11 protein-coding genes are annotated in these 15604 nt (G+C 72.4%); 6 read left to right on the forward strand and 5 right to left on the reverse strand.

Features of this window, described 5'->3' with window-relative positions:
* The first annotated feature begins 68 nt into the window (after positions 1-68).
* Positions 69-3386 (forward strand): tetratricopeptide repeat protein, encoded by a 3318-nt coding sequence (locus tag GHR20_RS20855; protein WP_153814048.1) that lies wholly within the window; start codon positions 69-71, stop codon positions 3384-3386.
* Here GHR20_RS20855 and GHR20_RS20860 read toward each other — a convergent pair.
* Both GHR20_RS20860 and GHR20_RS20865 read right to left on the reverse strand, forming a co-directional pair.
* Positions 3374-3562, reverse strand: a complete 189-nt coding sequence (locus tag GHR20_RS20860; protein WP_148026954.1) for a DUF397 domain-containing protein — start codon at positions 3560-3562, stop codon at positions 3374-3376. The two genes, GHR20_RS20855 and GHR20_RS20860, sit on opposite strands and share 13 nt — an antisense overlap.
* On the reverse strand, positions 3559-4371 hold the full coding sequence (locus tag GHR20_RS20865) for a helix-turn-helix transcriptional regulator (protein WP_153814049.1): 813 nt from the start codon (positions 4369-4371) through the stop codon (positions 3559-3561). The genes GHR20_RS20860 and GHR20_RS20865 overlap by 4 nt, the downstream gene beginning before the upstream one ends.
* A gap of 424 nt (positions 4372-4795) precedes the next feature.
* On the opposite strand from GHR20_RS20865, the gene GHR20_RS20870 reads away from it, so the two are divergent.
* Positions 4796-5638 (forward strand): helix-turn-helix domain-containing protein, encoded by an 843-nt coding sequence (locus GHR20_RS20870; RefSeq protein WP_243878088.1) that lies wholly within the window; start codon positions 4796-4798, stop codon positions 5636-5638.
* A gap of 73 nt (positions 5639-5711) precedes the next feature.
* Here the strand turns inward: GHR20_RS20870 and GHR20_RS20875 are convergent, their stop codons facing one another.
* Complete coding sequence (locus tag GHR20_RS20875; protein WP_153814050.1) at positions 5712-6737, reverse strand: alpha/beta hydrolase; 1026 nt, start codon at positions 6735-6737, stop codon at positions 5712-5714.
* Between the two features lie 113 nt (positions 6738-6850).
* On the opposite strand from GHR20_RS20875, the gene GHR20_RS20880 reads away from it, so the two are divergent.
* Both GHR20_RS20880 and GHR20_RS20885 read left to right on the forward strand, forming a co-directional pair.
* The gene (locus tag GHR20_RS20880) at positions 6851-7606 is read left to right on the forward strand and encodes a TetR/AcrR family transcriptional regulator (protein ID WP_153814051.1); all 756 of its coding nucleotides are present in this window, start codon (positions 6851-6853) and stop codon (positions 7604-7606) included.
* A 95-nt stretch (positions 7607-7701) separates the two neighbouring features.
* A complete protein-coding gene (locus GHR20_RS20885) occupies positions 7702-8814 on the forward strand; it encodes an ADP-ribosylglycohydrolase family protein (RefSeq protein ID WP_148026959.1) in 1113 nt (370 codons plus the stop codon).
* 25 nt (positions 8815-8839) lie between these two features.
* Here the strand turns inward: GHR20_RS20885 and GHR20_RS20890 are convergent, their stop codons facing one another.
* Together GHR20_RS20890 and GHR20_RS20895 are read right to left on the reverse strand one after the other, a co-directional pair.
* Positions 8840-10717: an MFS transporter gene (locus GHR20_RS20890; RefSeq protein WP_194858940.1), complete on the reverse strand. Its 1878-nt coding sequence runs from the start codon at positions 10715-10717 to the stop codon at positions 8840-8842.
* Between the two features lie 195 nt (positions 10718-10912).
* Positions 10913-13504: a D-alanyl-D-alanine carboxypeptidase gene (locus tag GHR20_RS20895; RefSeq protein ID WP_243878089.1), complete on the reverse strand. Its 2592-nt coding sequence runs from the start codon at positions 13502-13504 to the stop codon at positions 10913-10915.
* 195 nt (positions 13505-13699) lie between these two features.
* On the opposite strand from GHR20_RS20895, the gene GHR20_RS20900 reads away from it, so the two are divergent.
* Together GHR20_RS20900 and GHR20_RS20905 are read left to right on the forward strand one after the other, a co-directional pair.
* Positions 13700-14452 (forward strand): GPP34 family phosphoprotein, encoded by a 753-nt coding sequence (locus GHR20_RS20900; RefSeq protein WP_111583766.1) that lies wholly within the window; start codon positions 13700-13702, stop codon positions 14450-14452.
* A 270-nt stretch (positions 14453-14722) separates the two neighbouring features.
* Positions 14723-15580: a helix-turn-helix transcriptional regulator gene (locus tag GHR20_RS20905; protein WP_111583765.1), complete on the forward strand. Its 858-nt coding sequence runs from the start codon at positions 14723-14725 to the stop codon at positions 15578-15580.
* Positions 15581-15604: the final 24 nt, after the last annotated feature.

Consider the following 15604-nt stretch of genomic DNA (forward strand, 5'->3'; position numbering starts at 1 on the left):
AGACCGCTTGACGCGCTGCCATTGCGCCATCATGGAACGGGGTCTGCGGGGGAAGGACGGGCGTTCGGATGGTGCGGGCACGGCCGTCGATGCAGGAGCTGATCGGACGGCGCAGACGGGCGGGCTTCATCGGCCGCGGCGGCGAACGGGCGGCGTTCCGCGAGAACCTGGACCTCCCGCCGGAGGACGAACGGCACCGCTTCCTCTTCCACGTCCACGGTCAGGCGGGCGTCGGGAAGACCTTCCTCCTGAGGGAGCTGGAGCAGACGGCACGGGAACGCGGCGCGCTGACCGCGTACGTGGACGAGGGCGTGGGCAGCGTCCCCGAGGCGCTGTCCGTCCTCAGCCGTGAATTCGCCCGCCAGGAAGTGGAGTTCAAGAAGCTCGACCGGGCGCTGGCCTCGTACCGGGAACGCCGCCACGAGGCGGAGGCGGTGGCGGCGGGCCTGGACTCCGCGCCCCCGGAGGGGCCGTCCCCGGTGACGGCCACGGCGGTGCGGGCGGGGCTGGCGGGCCTGGGGCTGATACCCGGCGCGGGCCCTTTCGTGGGAGCGGTCGACCCGGCCCAAGTCGCCCAGGCGGCCGAGCGGTTGAGGCGCGGACTGAGCGCGCGGTTCGGCAGCCAGGACGACGTGCAACTGGTGCTCTCACCGGAACGGACCCTGACCCCGAAGCTGCTGGAGGAGCTGGAGTCCGCCGCCGCGACGGCCCCCTGGATCGTCCTCTTCTTCGACACGTACGAGCGCACGGGCCCCTTCCTCGACCACTGGCTGCACGAGATGATGACCACCGACCGGTACGGCTCCCTGCCCGCCGACGTCGTCGTGGTCACCGCGGGGCAGCAGCCGCTCGACCGGGCCCGCTGGGGCGGCTTCGCCGATTTCATGACGGAGACCGAGCTGGGCCCCTTCACGGAGGCGGAGACCCGGGGACTGCTGGCGGACCGCGGTGTGGTCGCCGAGCCGGTGGTGGCGGAGGTACTGCGGCTGACCGGCGGACTCCCGCTGCTGGTCTCGACCCTGGCCGGGCAGCGGCCCGCCGACCTGGACGACGTCGGCGACCCGAGCGCCACGGCGGTCGAACGCTTCCTGAAGTGGGAGCAGGACCCGGCCCGCCGTGCGGTGGCCCTGGCGTGCGCGCTGCCGAGGAGCCTGGACCTGGACGTGTTCCGGGCGGCCGTGGACGACCCGGGGTCCGACGACCTCTTCGGCTGGCTGAGCGGCCTGCCCTTCGTGGACGACCGCCGGGGCCGGCTGCGGTACCACGACCTGGTGCGGGAGACGATGCTGCGCCTGCTGCGCCACCGCTCCCCGCAGGAGTGGCGCCGGCGCCATGAGGCGCTGGCGGCGGTGTACGGCACCTGGTGCGAGTCGGCGGCCGAGGGCCTGCACCTGGACGCGGCGTGGACCCTGAAACGCTGGCGTGAGCTGCGGCTGGAGCAGACGTACCACCTGCTGTGCGCCCGGCCGCGCGCGGAACTGGCCGAGGCGCTGGCGCGGGTGGCCGAGAACTGTCTCGCGGAGGAGGCGGAGAGCCGTCACTGGGCCCGCATGCTGGAGGAGGCGGGCACGGCGGCGGACGACGCGGAGCTGCGGGAGTGGGGGCGGCGCCTGCGGGAGGCCCTCGCGGACGACGAACGCGGGACGCGAGCCGCCGTCGACCTGCTGCTGGCCCGCCCCGGGCTCGACGACCTCGGCCGCGCGATGGCCCACGGGGTGCGCGGAATCCAGCTGATGGCCGACGGGGAGTACCGGCGAGGGCTGGCGGAACAGGACCGGTGCATCGCGCTCGCCGCACACCTGTCACTGCCCGGTACGGCCCTGTCCGTCCTGTACCTCGGCCGTGCTCGCGCCCATCGCCTGCTGGCGGACTACCCGGCCGCGCTGGCGGACCTGGACCGGGCGGACGCCCTGTCCCCCGACGACGTGTCGACCCTCCGGGAGCGCGGGGAGACCCGTCGGACGGCCGGCCGGTTGCAGGAGGCCCTCGCCGATCTGGACCGCGCCCTCGCGCTGGACCCGGGTGACATCCCCGCCCTCTCGTCGAGGGCGCTCTGCCTCTACGCGCTCGGGCGCGCGGACGAGGCACTCGCCGATGCCGATCACGTGCTCGCCCGCGAGGAGGACACCCTCTGGGCCCTGGTCCAGCGGGCGCGGATCCATGCCGACCGGGAGGAGTGGGATCCGGCGCTCAGGGACCTGGACCGGATCGCGTCCCTCGCACCGCGGGACGCGTGGGTGGCGGCGGAGTGCGGTGACCTGTACCGGGACGCGGGCCGGTACGAGGACGCTGTCGGCGAGCTGAGCCGTGCCCTGGAGCTGAGCCCGGACTACGCCTGGCCGCTGGCGAGCCGTGGCGCGGCCCTCTGCCGACTGGGCCGGTACGAGGAGGCACTCGCCGATCTGGACCGCGCCGTGGAGCTGGTGCCCGACGATGTCTGGCCGCTGGTGCACCAGGCCAGATGCATGGGCCGACTCGGGCGGACGGAAGAGGCGTTGTCCCGCTTGCGGCGCGCCGTCGCGGCGGCACCGGACGAGCCGCTGATCCGGGTGGAGCTGGGCGCCGCCTGCCGGCAGGCCGAGCTGTACGACGAGGCCGTGCCGCAGCTGCGCCGGGCGCTGGAACTGTCTCCCGGCACCACCACGGCCGCGGCCCTCCTGGGTGCCGTCCACAGCGCCCGGCAGGAGTACCGGCAGGCATTCGGGTACCTGGACCGGGCGATCGCCGCGGACCCCGACTACGGCTGGGCACTGAGCGAGCGCGCCCGGGCCGCCCTGGCGGTCGGCCGCACCGAGAGGGCCCTGGCCGACCTGGACCGATGCCTCGCGCTGGACGCGTCGGCCCACTGGTCCCGTGTCCAGGCCGTGCAACTGCTGATGCGCTCGGGCCGCTGGCGGGAGGCGTGCGAACGGCTCGACCGGGCCGAGCGCCTGGGCGTCCCCGGACTGGCGACGACACGCGCGAGCGCCTATCGGCACATGCGCCGGTGGGCGGCGGCCAGGGCGGAGGCCGAACGCATCCGTGCGCGCGATCCGTTCGTGGGCGTGCTCCATCTCGCCCTGGCGATCGGCGGCTCGGACGGCCGGGAAGCGGCCCGCCCCTGGTGGCAGGAGCTGCTGCGGCTCCTGCCCGGGACCGAACTGCGGGGCGTCGTCCAGGACTTCCCCCGCTGCGTGGCGGCCTGCGCCCTCGGCGACTGGCCCACCGCCGACGCGGCACTGACCCGCGTCCTGGCGGCCGGCCCGGACTGGGAGGCCCTCTCCTCGCCGGTCACATTCCTCGTCGAACTCCTGACCGTCCCCGGAGCCGACCGTCTCCGCCTGGCCCCCCGCCTGGCCGCGGTCGAGTCGGCCCGGGCCGCGATCCAGGCGAGTTACGCGGAGTGAGCCGCGAACGCCACGAACTCCGTCCAGCTGGCCTCGCCGACGGTGAGCCGGGCGCGATCCTTGTCCTTGGAGTCGCGGACGTGAACGGTGGCGGGGGCGACAGCCACCTCGACGCAGTCGGGACCCTCGTTGCTGCTGTAGCTGCTCTTGAACCACGTCAGAGTGTGGGTGCTCACGTCTCTTCTCCCAGTACCTTCTCGATGAACGCCAACGACTCCCGGGGCGGGAGAGCTTGCGCTCGGATGATCCCATAGCGGATCTCAAGTAGCTGGACTTCCTTGGGATCGCTGATCAGCCGACTGTAGGTCTGTCCTTCCTCGTGGGCCACCGTCTTGTCGTCCCGGAGCATCAACAGACGGAAGGACCCGCCCATCCCCGCGTGATCCTCTTGGGCGGTCGGCATCACCTGGATCTCGACGTGCCTCAACTCGGCGATGTGCAGCAGACGTTCCAATTGCTGTCGCAGTACAGCCCGCCCACCGATGGGGCGCCGCAGGGTCACCTCTTCTTGTACGAAGGTGATCGACGGCCTCGGCGCCCGCTCGAAGACCACCTGTCGTGCCAGGCGAGCGCCGACGAGGCTGTCGATCTCTTCCTCTGTGTACGACGGGCGCCGGATGTTGTACAGAGCCCTCGCATACTCGGGGGTCTGCAACAGGCCGTGAACATAGCGGTCTGCATAGGCACTCAGCTCGACCGACTCGTCCTCCAGTTTCTTCAGGTCCCGGACGCTCTTCGGGTACCGGGCCTTCTCCACGTCCTCCTTCGTCGCGGACAACTTCCCGCCCGCGCCGACCGCTTCGTCGGTCGCGTCCAGGAACTCGGGTTTGGGAGCCCGCCGTCCGCGTTCCACGGACGAGACCATCTCCTCGCTGTACCCGATGAGTGCGCCCAACTCCCCCTGCTTCAGCCCGGCCGCCTCACGCCACAACCTGATCTGCCGCCCGACCGTCTTGAGTACGGCCGCGGCCTCCTCGTCCTCCATGCTCACCCTCCGTGTGTCCCATGTCACGCCCAGGCTAGGGAGAGTCCGCACGCCAGATGGCTGGATCGGAAGAAGTCACCTTCGAGGGGACCACCCCCATTTGACCGGGACCTCGGGCTCTGCGACCCGGTGGACAGGGAGGCGGCAGTCGGGGTCGCCTTTTGATGTGGCTCGTGCCGGGACGCGGTGGTCCATGACCCGGTGGGGCGCGATCCCAAAGGACCAAAGAACCGGGGAAAGAACCGAACCCGCCCCCACCGCCCCCGTCACTCACTCGGCGGAGTGAATATGCCGGACGAAACTGGCGCGGCGGGGCATTTGTGGTGCAGCGTCAGCGATGACAACCCGCAGACATGCATCGGCCCTCGCCGGGACTGGCATCCCAATGCGAGGGCCTGATCACCAAGGAAGAAGACCCTTCCCCGTGACTGACAAGCAGCGTAACGCGCCCTCGCGCCCCACGTCCCGGCATTCGTCGGGCGTCACCCATGTGAACGAGCCGCATCAGGACAACTTCACCGTCGTCGGCAATCACCTGGCTCAGCACCCGGAACTGTCGCTGACGGCGATCGGCCTGGCCACGCACATCCAGTCGTTGCCCGAGGGCACCCCGATCGGCATCAAGGCGCTGGCGGCGAAGTTCCGCGAGGGCGAGATCCGGATCGCGGCGGCGCTGCGGGAGCTGGAAGAACACGGATACCTCGCGCGTCCCCGGGAGCGTCTTCAATCGGGACAAGTGAGGACCCGGGCGATCTCGTACAACAAGCCCCGCAGCGCGCTGCGAGCGGCGGCGCCGCCCCTCGCCGATCCTGAGCCCGGCCCCGGGTCGGCGCCCGCGCCCCCGCCCATCCCCGTGTCCGTACCGGCGTCCGTGCCCGAGCCGCCTCCGGCACCGGATCGGCGCACGCCGGCGGCCGACCTCCTCGCGGGCCTGCGCGCCCACGACCCACGGCTTCTGCTGGCGGAACGAGACGTGCACAGACTGGTTCCGGCCGTCACCGAATGGCTGGAGCGTGGCGTGCCGCCGACGGCGATCACCCACCTGCTGACGTCCGGACTGCCCCAGGACCCGATCAAACACCCGGCGGCCCTCCTCTCCCACCGCCTCGCCACCCGACTCCCCCCGCACCTCCCCGCCCCACCCCCTCGCGCCGCCATGGCACCCCGCCCGACCCCCCTCCAGACCTGCGACGGCTGCGACCGGGCCTTCCGCGCACCCGAACCGGGCCGCTGCCGCGACTGCCGTACGTCCGTGGCGGTGGCTTGAGGGCGGAAGCGGAACCGACGACGAGCGCCGGGTCACCGTCGTCCCGCCCTGATCCGGTCCCACCCCGCCGGGCTCAATCACCCACCCCCGCCCCCGTCACCACCGGCCTCACCCTCTCCATCAGCAGATCCAGGAACACGTCCGGGCGCCGGAAGGCGGCGAAGTGGGAGGTGTCCGGGATGAGGGCGAAGTCCTTGAGCGGAGCGGTCAGGTGGTCGTGGAAGTGGCGGGCGGGTCCCGGTGGGGTCAGGACGTCGCAGGCGCCCTGGAAGAGGAAGACCGGGAGACGGAAGACGGTGCCCTCCGCGTACTCGTCCAGGGACATGGCCTGCGGGCCCAGTCGTTCGGAGAAGGCCATGGCCTTCAGGTAGGAGCGCAGGTCGCGCAGGGTGTGGAGGGGGGAGAACCAGAGGGAGCGGATGACGACCGTCTTCATGGTGTCGTAGGTCAGGGGGTCGGTCGTGGTCACCGTCCTGGCGTAGAAGGACCACTCCTCGGCGGACCAGGCCGTGTGGTCCGGGCCCATCGCGGTCAGCCGGGACAGCTGGCGCCGCTTGCCGGCACGGCGCAGGCGGCCGAGCAGGGCGTCGTACGCGGAGGTGTCCGTGCCGCCCGCGACGATGTTCTGGTCCGTGCCGACGTACGCCGAGTAGCGCTCGGGATGGTCGCGGGCCAGGCGCAGCCCGGTGACGGTGCCGAAGCTGTTGGCGAGCAGGACGACCTTCGGCACGCCGAGGCGGGCGCGGACGTGGTCGGTGACCTCCAGCGCGTCGGCGTGGAGACGGTCGAGGGTCAGCTCGCCCTGTCCGTCCGGACCGGCCGCCGCGAAGGTGCGGCCCGCGCCGCGCATGTCCCAGCGGACGATCGTGAAGTGCCGCTCCCAGGCGCGGGTGCGCGGGGTGAAGATCGAGTTCGAGGCGCCGGGACCGCCGTGGAGTTCCAGGAGCACGGGGTTCGACCGGTCCTCGCCCCGGACGGAGACCCACTGGTCGAGGCCGCCGATAGGGACGTACGACGCCTCGTCGACGCCGTTCGGGGTGGTGATCCGCAGGGACTTGGCGAGGGCGCGGCGTTTCAGGGCGCGGTGGGTCAGCAGCATGGTGTTCCCCCTAAACTGTTTACGCCGTCAGCTGTAAGGCGGCGGTTTACGGTATATACAGTTGGCGGGGTGCCGGTCAAGGGGCCGGTGCCACAGCCGGGTTGGGGGCAGGCGTGACCGAGCGGAACGGCGTACGGAACAAGGGGCAGCAGGACGAGCCACGCGACCCCCGCGCCACCCTCGCCCTGCTCTGGGGCGAGCAGGAGCAGCCCACCCGGGGGCCCAAGCCGAAGCTGACCCCCCGGCGCATCGCCGCGGCCGCCGCCGAACTGGCCGACCGGGAAGGGCTCGACGCCGTCTCCATGAGCAAGGTCGCCGGCGGGTTCGGGGTGTCGGCGATGGCCCTGTACCGCTACGTGCCCGGCAAGACCGAACTGGTCGAGCTGATGGTGGAGGAGGTGATGGGGGAGGGGCCCGAGATGCCGGAAGACGCGGACGGGGACTGGCGGGGCGCCGTACGCGCGTGGACCCGGCAGTGCGCGCAGGTGTACGCCGCCCACCCCTGGCTGCTCACCGCCACCGCCCTGCGCCGCCGCATCCTCGGCCCCCGGCAGCTGCGCTGGCTGGACGCGGCGCTCGCCGCCCTCGAACCCACCGGCCTCGACGGCGCCCAGCGGCACCGCGTCTTCCTGCTGCTGATCGGGCTCGTCCGCAACATCGCCCAGCAGCGGGCGGACCACGAGGAGGAGCGGTCGGCCGAGTGGGACCGGCTCGCCGCCGACCTCCTCACCCGGCACACCGCACGCTTCCCCGCGCTCACCAGAGCCATCGCGGACGGCGCATTTCAGCCGGACGGTATCGATCCGCTCGAATTCGGGCTGGATCGCATTCTCGATGGTGTCGAATCGGTCATCGGTGGACGTGAATGACCCGTGTGGGTCGACCTGGCTCGCCGAGGGCCGTCTCCGCGGTCGATTAGAGTGCGGACCGTCGTGCGGGCGGACGGTGCCTGAGGAGGGTCTGGGTGGCGACGACGACCGGTGCCGTCTGGGGCCGTGCCGAGCAGCAGGACTTTCGCAGCAGGGTGCGCGGCACCCTGCTGGGGGCCGCCGTGGGCGACGCGCTCGGCGGGCCCGTCGACCGGCTCACCCTGGAGGAGATCCGCGCGGCCCACGGGCCCGAGGGCCTGCTCGACCTCACCGCCGGGCACGGGCGGCGCGGCACCATCACCCACCACACCCAGCTCACCCTGTTCAGCGTGGACGGACTGATCCGCGCCCAGGTGCGCCGCGACACCGGCGCCTGGCATCCGCCGACCGATCTGCACCGGGCGTATCTGCGCTGGGCCGCCACCCAGCGGGACTGGGGGCCGGACGAGCGCCGCGCGGAGGACGGCTGGCTGGCCCGCGAGGAGTGGCTGTACGCCCGCCGGGAGCCGAGCAAGTCGCTGCTCATCGGGTTCGGCGACGAGCGCATGGGCACGCTGGACAAGCCCAAGAACCCGGCCGAACAGGGGCCGGAGGCGGTCGCCCGCTCCGCGCCCTTCGGGCTGCTGGTCGGCTGGGAGCCCCGACTCGTCGTCCAGCTCGCGGTGGAGTGCGCGGCGCAGACCCACGGCCACCCGGTCGGCTATCTGTCGGCGGGCGCGTACGCCGTGATCGTGCACGGACTCGCCCGCGGGGAGAGCCTGGACGGCGCCGTGCAGCAGGCCCTCGCCCTGCTCGCGGCCCGCCCCGGCCACCAGCCGGTCTCCGAGGCCCTCCAGCACGCGCTCGGCGCGGTACGGCAGGGCATGCCGAGCCCGGCACGGGTGGCGGAACTGACCGGCGACGGCCTCGCCGACGGGCTGCTCGCGGCCGCCGTCTACTGCGCACTGGTCGGCGAGGACGTACGGCACGGACTGTGTCTCGCCGTCAACCAGAGCGGGCCCTCCGCCGCGGCCGGCGCCCTCACCGGCGCGCTCCTGGGCGCCCTCCACGGCGAGACCGCCCTCCCCCCGGCCTGGCTCGCCGAACTGGAGGGCCGCCCCACCCTCCTCGAACTCGCCGACGACTTCGCCATGGAGATGACCCAGGGCCCCGCCCTGCACGGCCCGGCGGGCTCGGCCCCGGGCTGGCTGGCCCGGTATCCGAGGTAGGGCCTCCCGTCCGGACCCCAGGCCCCTACTTCAGGGCGTCGGGGCAGGGCGTGCCCCGGGGCAGCTGGTAGGGGGCGGCCAGCCGGTAGGTGCCCGCGTGCGGCGCGATCAGCATCGTCCACTTGTCGCCGTTCGCGTCCTCGGGCGTCTCCATGAGGCAGCCGTTGACATTGCGGTACTTCTTCTCCGTGCCCGGCGGCGAGGGGATCACCTGCGGGCCCTTCAGGCTCTTGCCGTGGGCGTCGACCACGCTCAGCCAGGGGGAGTAGGGGATACGGATCAGGATGCGGCCGGCCTTGCGCACGTCCAGGGTCATCTCGCCCTGCTCGGCACGGTCCACCCGCGCGTTCGGCTCGGCCAGCGGCGTCGGGTCGGTCACCTGGAACAGCTGCCAGTTGGCGTCGCCCCAGATCTGCGTCAGGTACGGCATCCCGCGCCGCAGCAGCTGCCGCTCGCGCTCGCCGCCGTCCCCGTCCGGGTTGTCCTTGGGCAGCACCACGAAGTGCACGGCCCACCGCTGGAGCCACTCGTGGTAGTTCGCCGAGTTGAGCGTGTCGTCGTAGAAGAGCGGGTTGCGCTCCATGTCGGCCTGCCGGTTCCAGCCCCGCGCCAGGTTGACGTACGGCGCGAGCGCGGACGCCTCGCGGTGCGAACGCGCCGGTACGACCTCCACGCGCCCCCGCTCCGCGCCGACCTTCTGCAACTGGTTGACCAGCGGGGCCAGCTCGTGCGCCCAGGACGCGGTCGGGGTCGTGTGCACGATGTCGTCGACCGACTTGTAGCCGATCCACCCGACGAACCCCAGGAACGCCACCACCGTCGCGTACCACTTCCGCGACTTCGGCACGGTGAACGGCAGCGCCGCGACCAGCGTCGCGCCCGCGAACAGCATCGGCAGCCGCGAGATGTTCGAACCGATCTGGGAGCTGACCACCCACACCGCCACCACCATGGCGGTGTAGACGGCCGCCGTCAGCCGGACCGTGATCCACTGTTTCGGCACCAGGAACAGGCAGAGCAGGCCGTACACCAGCGGCAGGCTCACCGAGCCGATCGTCATCGGCTGGGTGCCGGAGAAGGGGAAGAGGAAGTACGACGCGGCCACCACCGCCGCGGGAGCGATCCCGAGCGCCCACGCGCCCGGCCGCCGCTTCTGAAGGAACAGCGCGACCGCGACCAGGCCGACGAACAGCCCGGAGACCGGCGAGGCCATGGTGGAGAGCCCGGCCAGCGGGGCCGCCACCGCCGCCTTCGCCCAGCGTCTGCGCCGCCAGCGGTACGGCCAGCAGAACACCGCGGCCACCGCGCCGAGCGCGATCATCGTGCCGAGCCCGAAGGTCACCCGGCCCGACATCGCGTTGCACAGCAGCGCGAAGACCCCGGCCATCGAGGCCCACAGGGGGTTCTTCACGGCCCGGCTGCGGATGAGGATCAGCGTCAGCAGGCCCGCCGAGACGGTCCCGGCGATCATCATCGTCGTACGGACGCCGAGGACGGCCATCAGATACGGCGACACCACGCTGTACGACACCGGGTGCATGCCCCCGTACCAGGCGAGGTTGTACGCCGAGTCCGGGTGCCGGCCGACGAACTCCGCCCAGGCGTCCTGCGCCGCGAGATCGCCGCCGCTGTTCGCGAACGTGAAGAACCAGACGATGTGCAGCACGCCCGCGAGCACCGTGACCCACAGGACGGGGTGGCGCAGCATGCGGACGCGCAGGGGTTCGAGGGGCGCGAGGAGACGCGCGAGGCGGCTGCCGGGTGCGTCCGTACGGGTGCGCGCAGGGACGCTTGTACGGCCCTTCGCGCCGGTGTCCGCGTCAGGCGTGGACAGGCGTATTCGTGGGCCGTTTTCCGGACCCGGTCCGGCGTCGTCGGCGCGTGTCGGCTCCGCAGTGGCCACCTGAAGGCACTCCCCGTGTCCCGTCTTCTGTTCTCGGCCGTTTTCTTCGATGTTCCCGGCCGCTTCCCGTCCAGTTCGCGGCCGTGTCCCGGGAACCGGCGACCTGCCCCGATTCGTGACGCTAGCACGCACCCCGCCACGGGGCTCCCGGGTGGGGCGCCGTGACGGGGTGCGCGGGGGTGTGCGGGGCGTGCGTCAGCCGACGCGGGTGAGCTTCGCGCCGAACCCGGGCTCGGCCAGATCCCGCTGGAGGGCCACCGGGACCTTGACGCCGGCCGTGGTGCCGTCGCCCACCGTGAGGGTGCCGACCCGGGTGCCGGCCTTCGCGGTGTGCGGGACGGTGTCGGAGGCGAAGGACAGCTTGACCTTCAGGCCCGACCAGCCGACCGCGGTGACGTCCTCGGTGACCACGATCGGGGTCTGGCCGCCGAGCTGGTCGTCCACGTAGCCGACCACGTCGCCCTTCTTCAGGATCTTCGCCGAGGTCAGCGCGTGCTCGGCACCGAGCAGCGCGGTCTTGCTGACCTCGTTGACCGTGTCCAGGATCGACGGCTTGTGCTGGCCGAGGATCGCGCCGACGACGGTCACCGTCTGGCCGCCGACCTTCTTGCGGGCGGCGAACAGGAGGTTGCCGCCGGCCGCGGTGGTGGTGCCGGTCTTGATGCCGATGGCGCCGATCCAGTAGGGGAGCGAGTTGTAGTTCGGCCAGTTCTGGCCGGTGGGGTCGGTCCAGCTGGCGGCGCTGGTGATGGCGACCAGGGCGGGGATCTTGACGACCGCGCGGCCGAGCTTCACCTGGTCCTGGGCGGTGGAGACGGTGGTCTCCTTCAGGCCCGAGGGGTCGGTGTACGTCGTACCGGTCATCCCCAGCTCCTGGGCGGTGGCGTTCATCTTCTTCACGAACGCCGCCTCCGAGCCCGCGTCCCAGCGGGCCAGCAGCCGGGCGATGTTGTTGGCCGAGGGGATCATGACGGCCGACAGGGCCTGCTTCTCCGTGAGGGAGTCGCCGGCGTGGACGGTGTTGAGGGTGGACTCACCGCTCTTGTTGTAGCCGCCCTCCTTCTCCGCCGTGGCGTCCACCTTGATCTTCCGGCCCTCCTGGCCCGGCTTCAGCGGGTGGTCGCGCAGGATGATGTACGCGGTCATCGTCTTGGCGACGGAGCCGATGGCGACGGGGGTCTGCTTGCCGAAGTTCCCCATCGTGCCGATGCCGTCGCCGTCCATCCAGCCCTGGCCCTCGCCCGGCCACGGCAGGTTCACCCGGCCGCCGTCGAAGGTGTAGCTGTCCTTCGCGGTCAGCGCGAGGGTGGGGGACGGCAGGGGGCGCAGAGTCTGTACGACCGCGAAGACGATCACCAGCAGGAGGACCAGCGGGGTCCAGATCTTGACCCGCCGCACGGCCGTGCGGACCGGGGTCTCCGGGGGCGGCGGGGTGTTGGTCAGCTCCGCGAGGAGGTCGAGCGGGGGCTTGGGGGGCAGCGGCTGCTGGGTGGTGCGCTCGGGGCCGACCTGGGGGACGGCGGTGGTCTCGTCGGCCGGCGCGGGAGCCGGCGTCGCCTTGGGCTTGGGCTTGTGCCGGACGTCGTCCTTGAGCGCGACGAACTTGCTGGTGCGCTCGGCCTCGGACTCGGTCTGCTTCGTGCCCCCCTCGCCGACCTTGAGCATGGTCGTGGGCTGGTCGACCTGGTCCTTGGGGTGTACGGCCTTGAAGATGGCGGTCGGCTGGTCGACGGCGGCGGCGCCGGCTTCGGCCGTGGCCTCGGCTTCGCCTCCGGCAGCGGGCCCGTCGTCGGTCTCCCCGGCCTCGGCTCCGCCGTCGTCGGCCTTCGCCTCGGCTCCGGCCTCGACGCCGCGCCCGGCCTTGGCGTCGCTCTTCGGGCCGGCGTCGGCCTTCGCCTCGGCGTCGGCGCCGTCCTTGGCGTCGGCTTCCGCGGCGGTGGCGGCCTTCGCCCCGGCGTCCGCCTTCGGCTGAGCGCCGCTCTTCGCATTCGCAGCGTTCTTCGCCGCGGCGGCCTCCGCACCGGCACCCGCCTTCGCGGCCGCGTCGTCCGCCAGGGCCTCCGCCTCGGCGCCGGCCGTCTCGGCGGCGGCCTTGGCACGGGCGGCGGCGGCAGCGGCGGCCTCACCGGTGGAAGCCTTCGCGTCGGCGTCGTCCTTCGCCTCGGCGTCCCCGGTGCCGGTCTCCGGGGTCTTCCGCGCGCCCTCGGCCTCCGCGTCACCCGCCTCGGCCCCGGCGTCCGCGCCGTCGTCCTTCGTCCCCGCGTCGCCCTTCGCACCGGAACCGGCGTCCGGCTCCGCGTCGCCGTCCTCGGCGGTCGCCTTCGCGTCCGCGTCCGCGCCGGCCTCGTCGTCGGCCGCCTCCGAACCCGCGCCGCTCCCGGAAGCGCCGTCGCTTATCGCGCCCGTCGCTCCCTTCGCGTCGCCCTTCGGGTCCGCGTCGCCCTCGGCGCTCGCGTCGGCCTCTGCGGCCCCGGCGCCCTCGGCGTCCTTCGCGGGAGCGTCCGTCGGCGCCTCCGGCTCGTCCGCGTCGCGGACCCACGAGGAGACCGCGTCGCGCAGGTCGGTGTCCTCCTCGACCGCGGGGGTGCGGAACACCTTCGTCGCGGTGTCCGTGCCGCCGTTCGAGGAATCCTTTTGCCCGGCACCGGCACCGGCGCTCCCGCCGGACCCGCCCCGGGCCACCGCGATGCGGGGATCACGGGCCTCGGGAACCGCGTCCGCCCGCCCCGACGTCGCTCCTGCCGACGACTCGCGCTGCTTCGACCTGTCGGGGGACTCGCCCGCCACCGATGCCTCCTCATGCGCCGCACGCCCACGCGCGCGCCCTGTCCGAACCATGTACCAGTGTCCTGTGTGAGGGCTTGGCCCCTGCGGTAGACGAGAACGACATACCTACCGGTTCCCTCACGAACCGGTCACGCGCCCTCGACAGACCAATGTGAGAGGGGTCACCCTGTCATTCATCCACGCGGGGAGGCATGGATGGGCAGGAGCCGCAGAACACTTCCGGAGGAGCTTCTGCTGCTGGCACTGGACCCGACCACGGGTACCACTGCGCAGCCGCAGTCGCTCGACCTCGGTCTGGCCGGTGCACAGCTAGTGGAGCTGGCGCTGGCCGGACGGATAGCCCCAGACGGGGATCGTATCGCCGTGGTGGTGCCACGGCCGACAGGAGATCCAACTCTGGACTGCGCGTTGGAGTTGCTGCGAAGGCGCGGCGCTCCGGTGCGAGCCGTCCACTGGATCGGCGGGCCCCGGCTGGGGCTGCGCCAGACGTACCTTTCGCATCTGGAGCGGTGCGGCATGGTCGCCGCGGTGCCGGGCCAGATGTGCGGGGTGCTGCCGACGACGCGCTACCAGGCGACGGAGACGGCCATCAGCCGGGAGATCCGTGGCCGGCTGGACTCCGCGATCCGCACCGGCGTACCGCCGGACCCGCGGACCGCGGCACTCGCCGCCCTGGCGCACGCCGTCGGGCTCGGCAAGCATCTGTATCCGGGCAACGAGGGCCGATCGTCCCGTTCCCGGCTGCGGGATCTGATCCGGCACGATCCGATGGGCGGGCTCGTCGCGCACGCCGTGATGGACGTGCAGAACGGCGCGGCCGCACAGCCGCGCCGCGGTCCGGCGGTCACGGGCCGGCCGGCGCCAGGACCCCGGCCCGCGGCCGAACCCGCGCACGGGGTGCCGATGCAGTCGCGCCACGGGGCCATGGTCCGCGCCGTGGCCCACTGATCCAGTGCGCCGCAACGACCGTCCCCACCGGCCCGGTTCGGGAGCCGCGGGCCGAGCGGGGTGGCGGGACCTCCGGGTCCCGCCACCCCGCTCGGCCGTATCCGGAACGACGCCCGTCCGGGCCGCTGCGCGCGAACTGGCGCCCGAACAGACGCGTATCCGGGCCGCATATCGAGCATTTCCCAGCGCTGGCGCGCGCCTTGGTGGCAATCTGCTCAGCAGCAGATACGGAAAGTGTCAGTACAGGCAGCAGCCGGAGGTGCGCGTCCCGTGGCGTCCAATGTCAATCCCACCGTAAGGCGGCGCCGGCTGGGCCAGGAGCTTCGAAAACTCCGTGAGCAGAAGAACATGACGGCCGAAGAGGTCGCCGAGCGCCTGCTCGTGTCCCAGTCGAAGATCAGCCGTCTGGAGAACGGCCGCCGCAGCATCAGCCAGCGCGATGTGCGCGATCTGTGCGGTGTCTACGAGGTCGAGGACCAGCGGGTCGTGGACTCGCTGATGGAGATGGCCCGGGACTCCAGACAGCAGGGGTGGTGGCACACCTTCGGGGACATCCCCTACAGCGTGTACATCGGTCTGGAGACGGACGCCGAGTCGCTGCGGGTCTACGAGCCCCAGATCGTCACCGGCCTGCTCCAGACCCCGGCGTACGCCGAGGCACTGGTGCGCGGCGCGCTGCCCGAGACCTCGGCCGCGGAGATCGAGAAGCGGGTGGGCGTACGCATGCGCCGCCAGGAGCGGATCACCACCGAGAAGGACCCGCTGCGGCTCTGGATCGTCCTGGACGAGGCCGCGCTGCACCGGGTCGTCGGCGGCAAGCGCGTGATGCGCGAGCAGCTGGAGCATCTCCTCAAGCTGTCCGAGCTGCCCCATGTCACCGTGCAGGTCATGCCGTTCGAGGTGGGCGCGCATCCGGGGCTCAACGGCCAGTACGCCATCCTGGAGTTCGCCGACGCGGCCGACTCCAGCGTGGTCTACCTGGAGGGCGTCACCAGCGACCTGTACCTGGAGAAGGCCCAGGACGTGCAGAAGTACGCCGTGATGTACGAGCATCTGCGGGCCCAGTCCCTCAGCGTGGAAGCGTCCCGGCAGCTGATCGACGAGACGGCCCAGAGGTACACGGACTGAGGCCCCGGCCGCGGTGGGCGCGTG

Origin of the sequence: Streptomyces sp. SUK 48 (assembly GCF_009650765.1) — a bacterium.
Classification (GTDB): domain Bacteria; phylum Actinomycetota; class Actinomycetes; order Streptomycetales; family Streptomycetaceae; genus Streptomyces.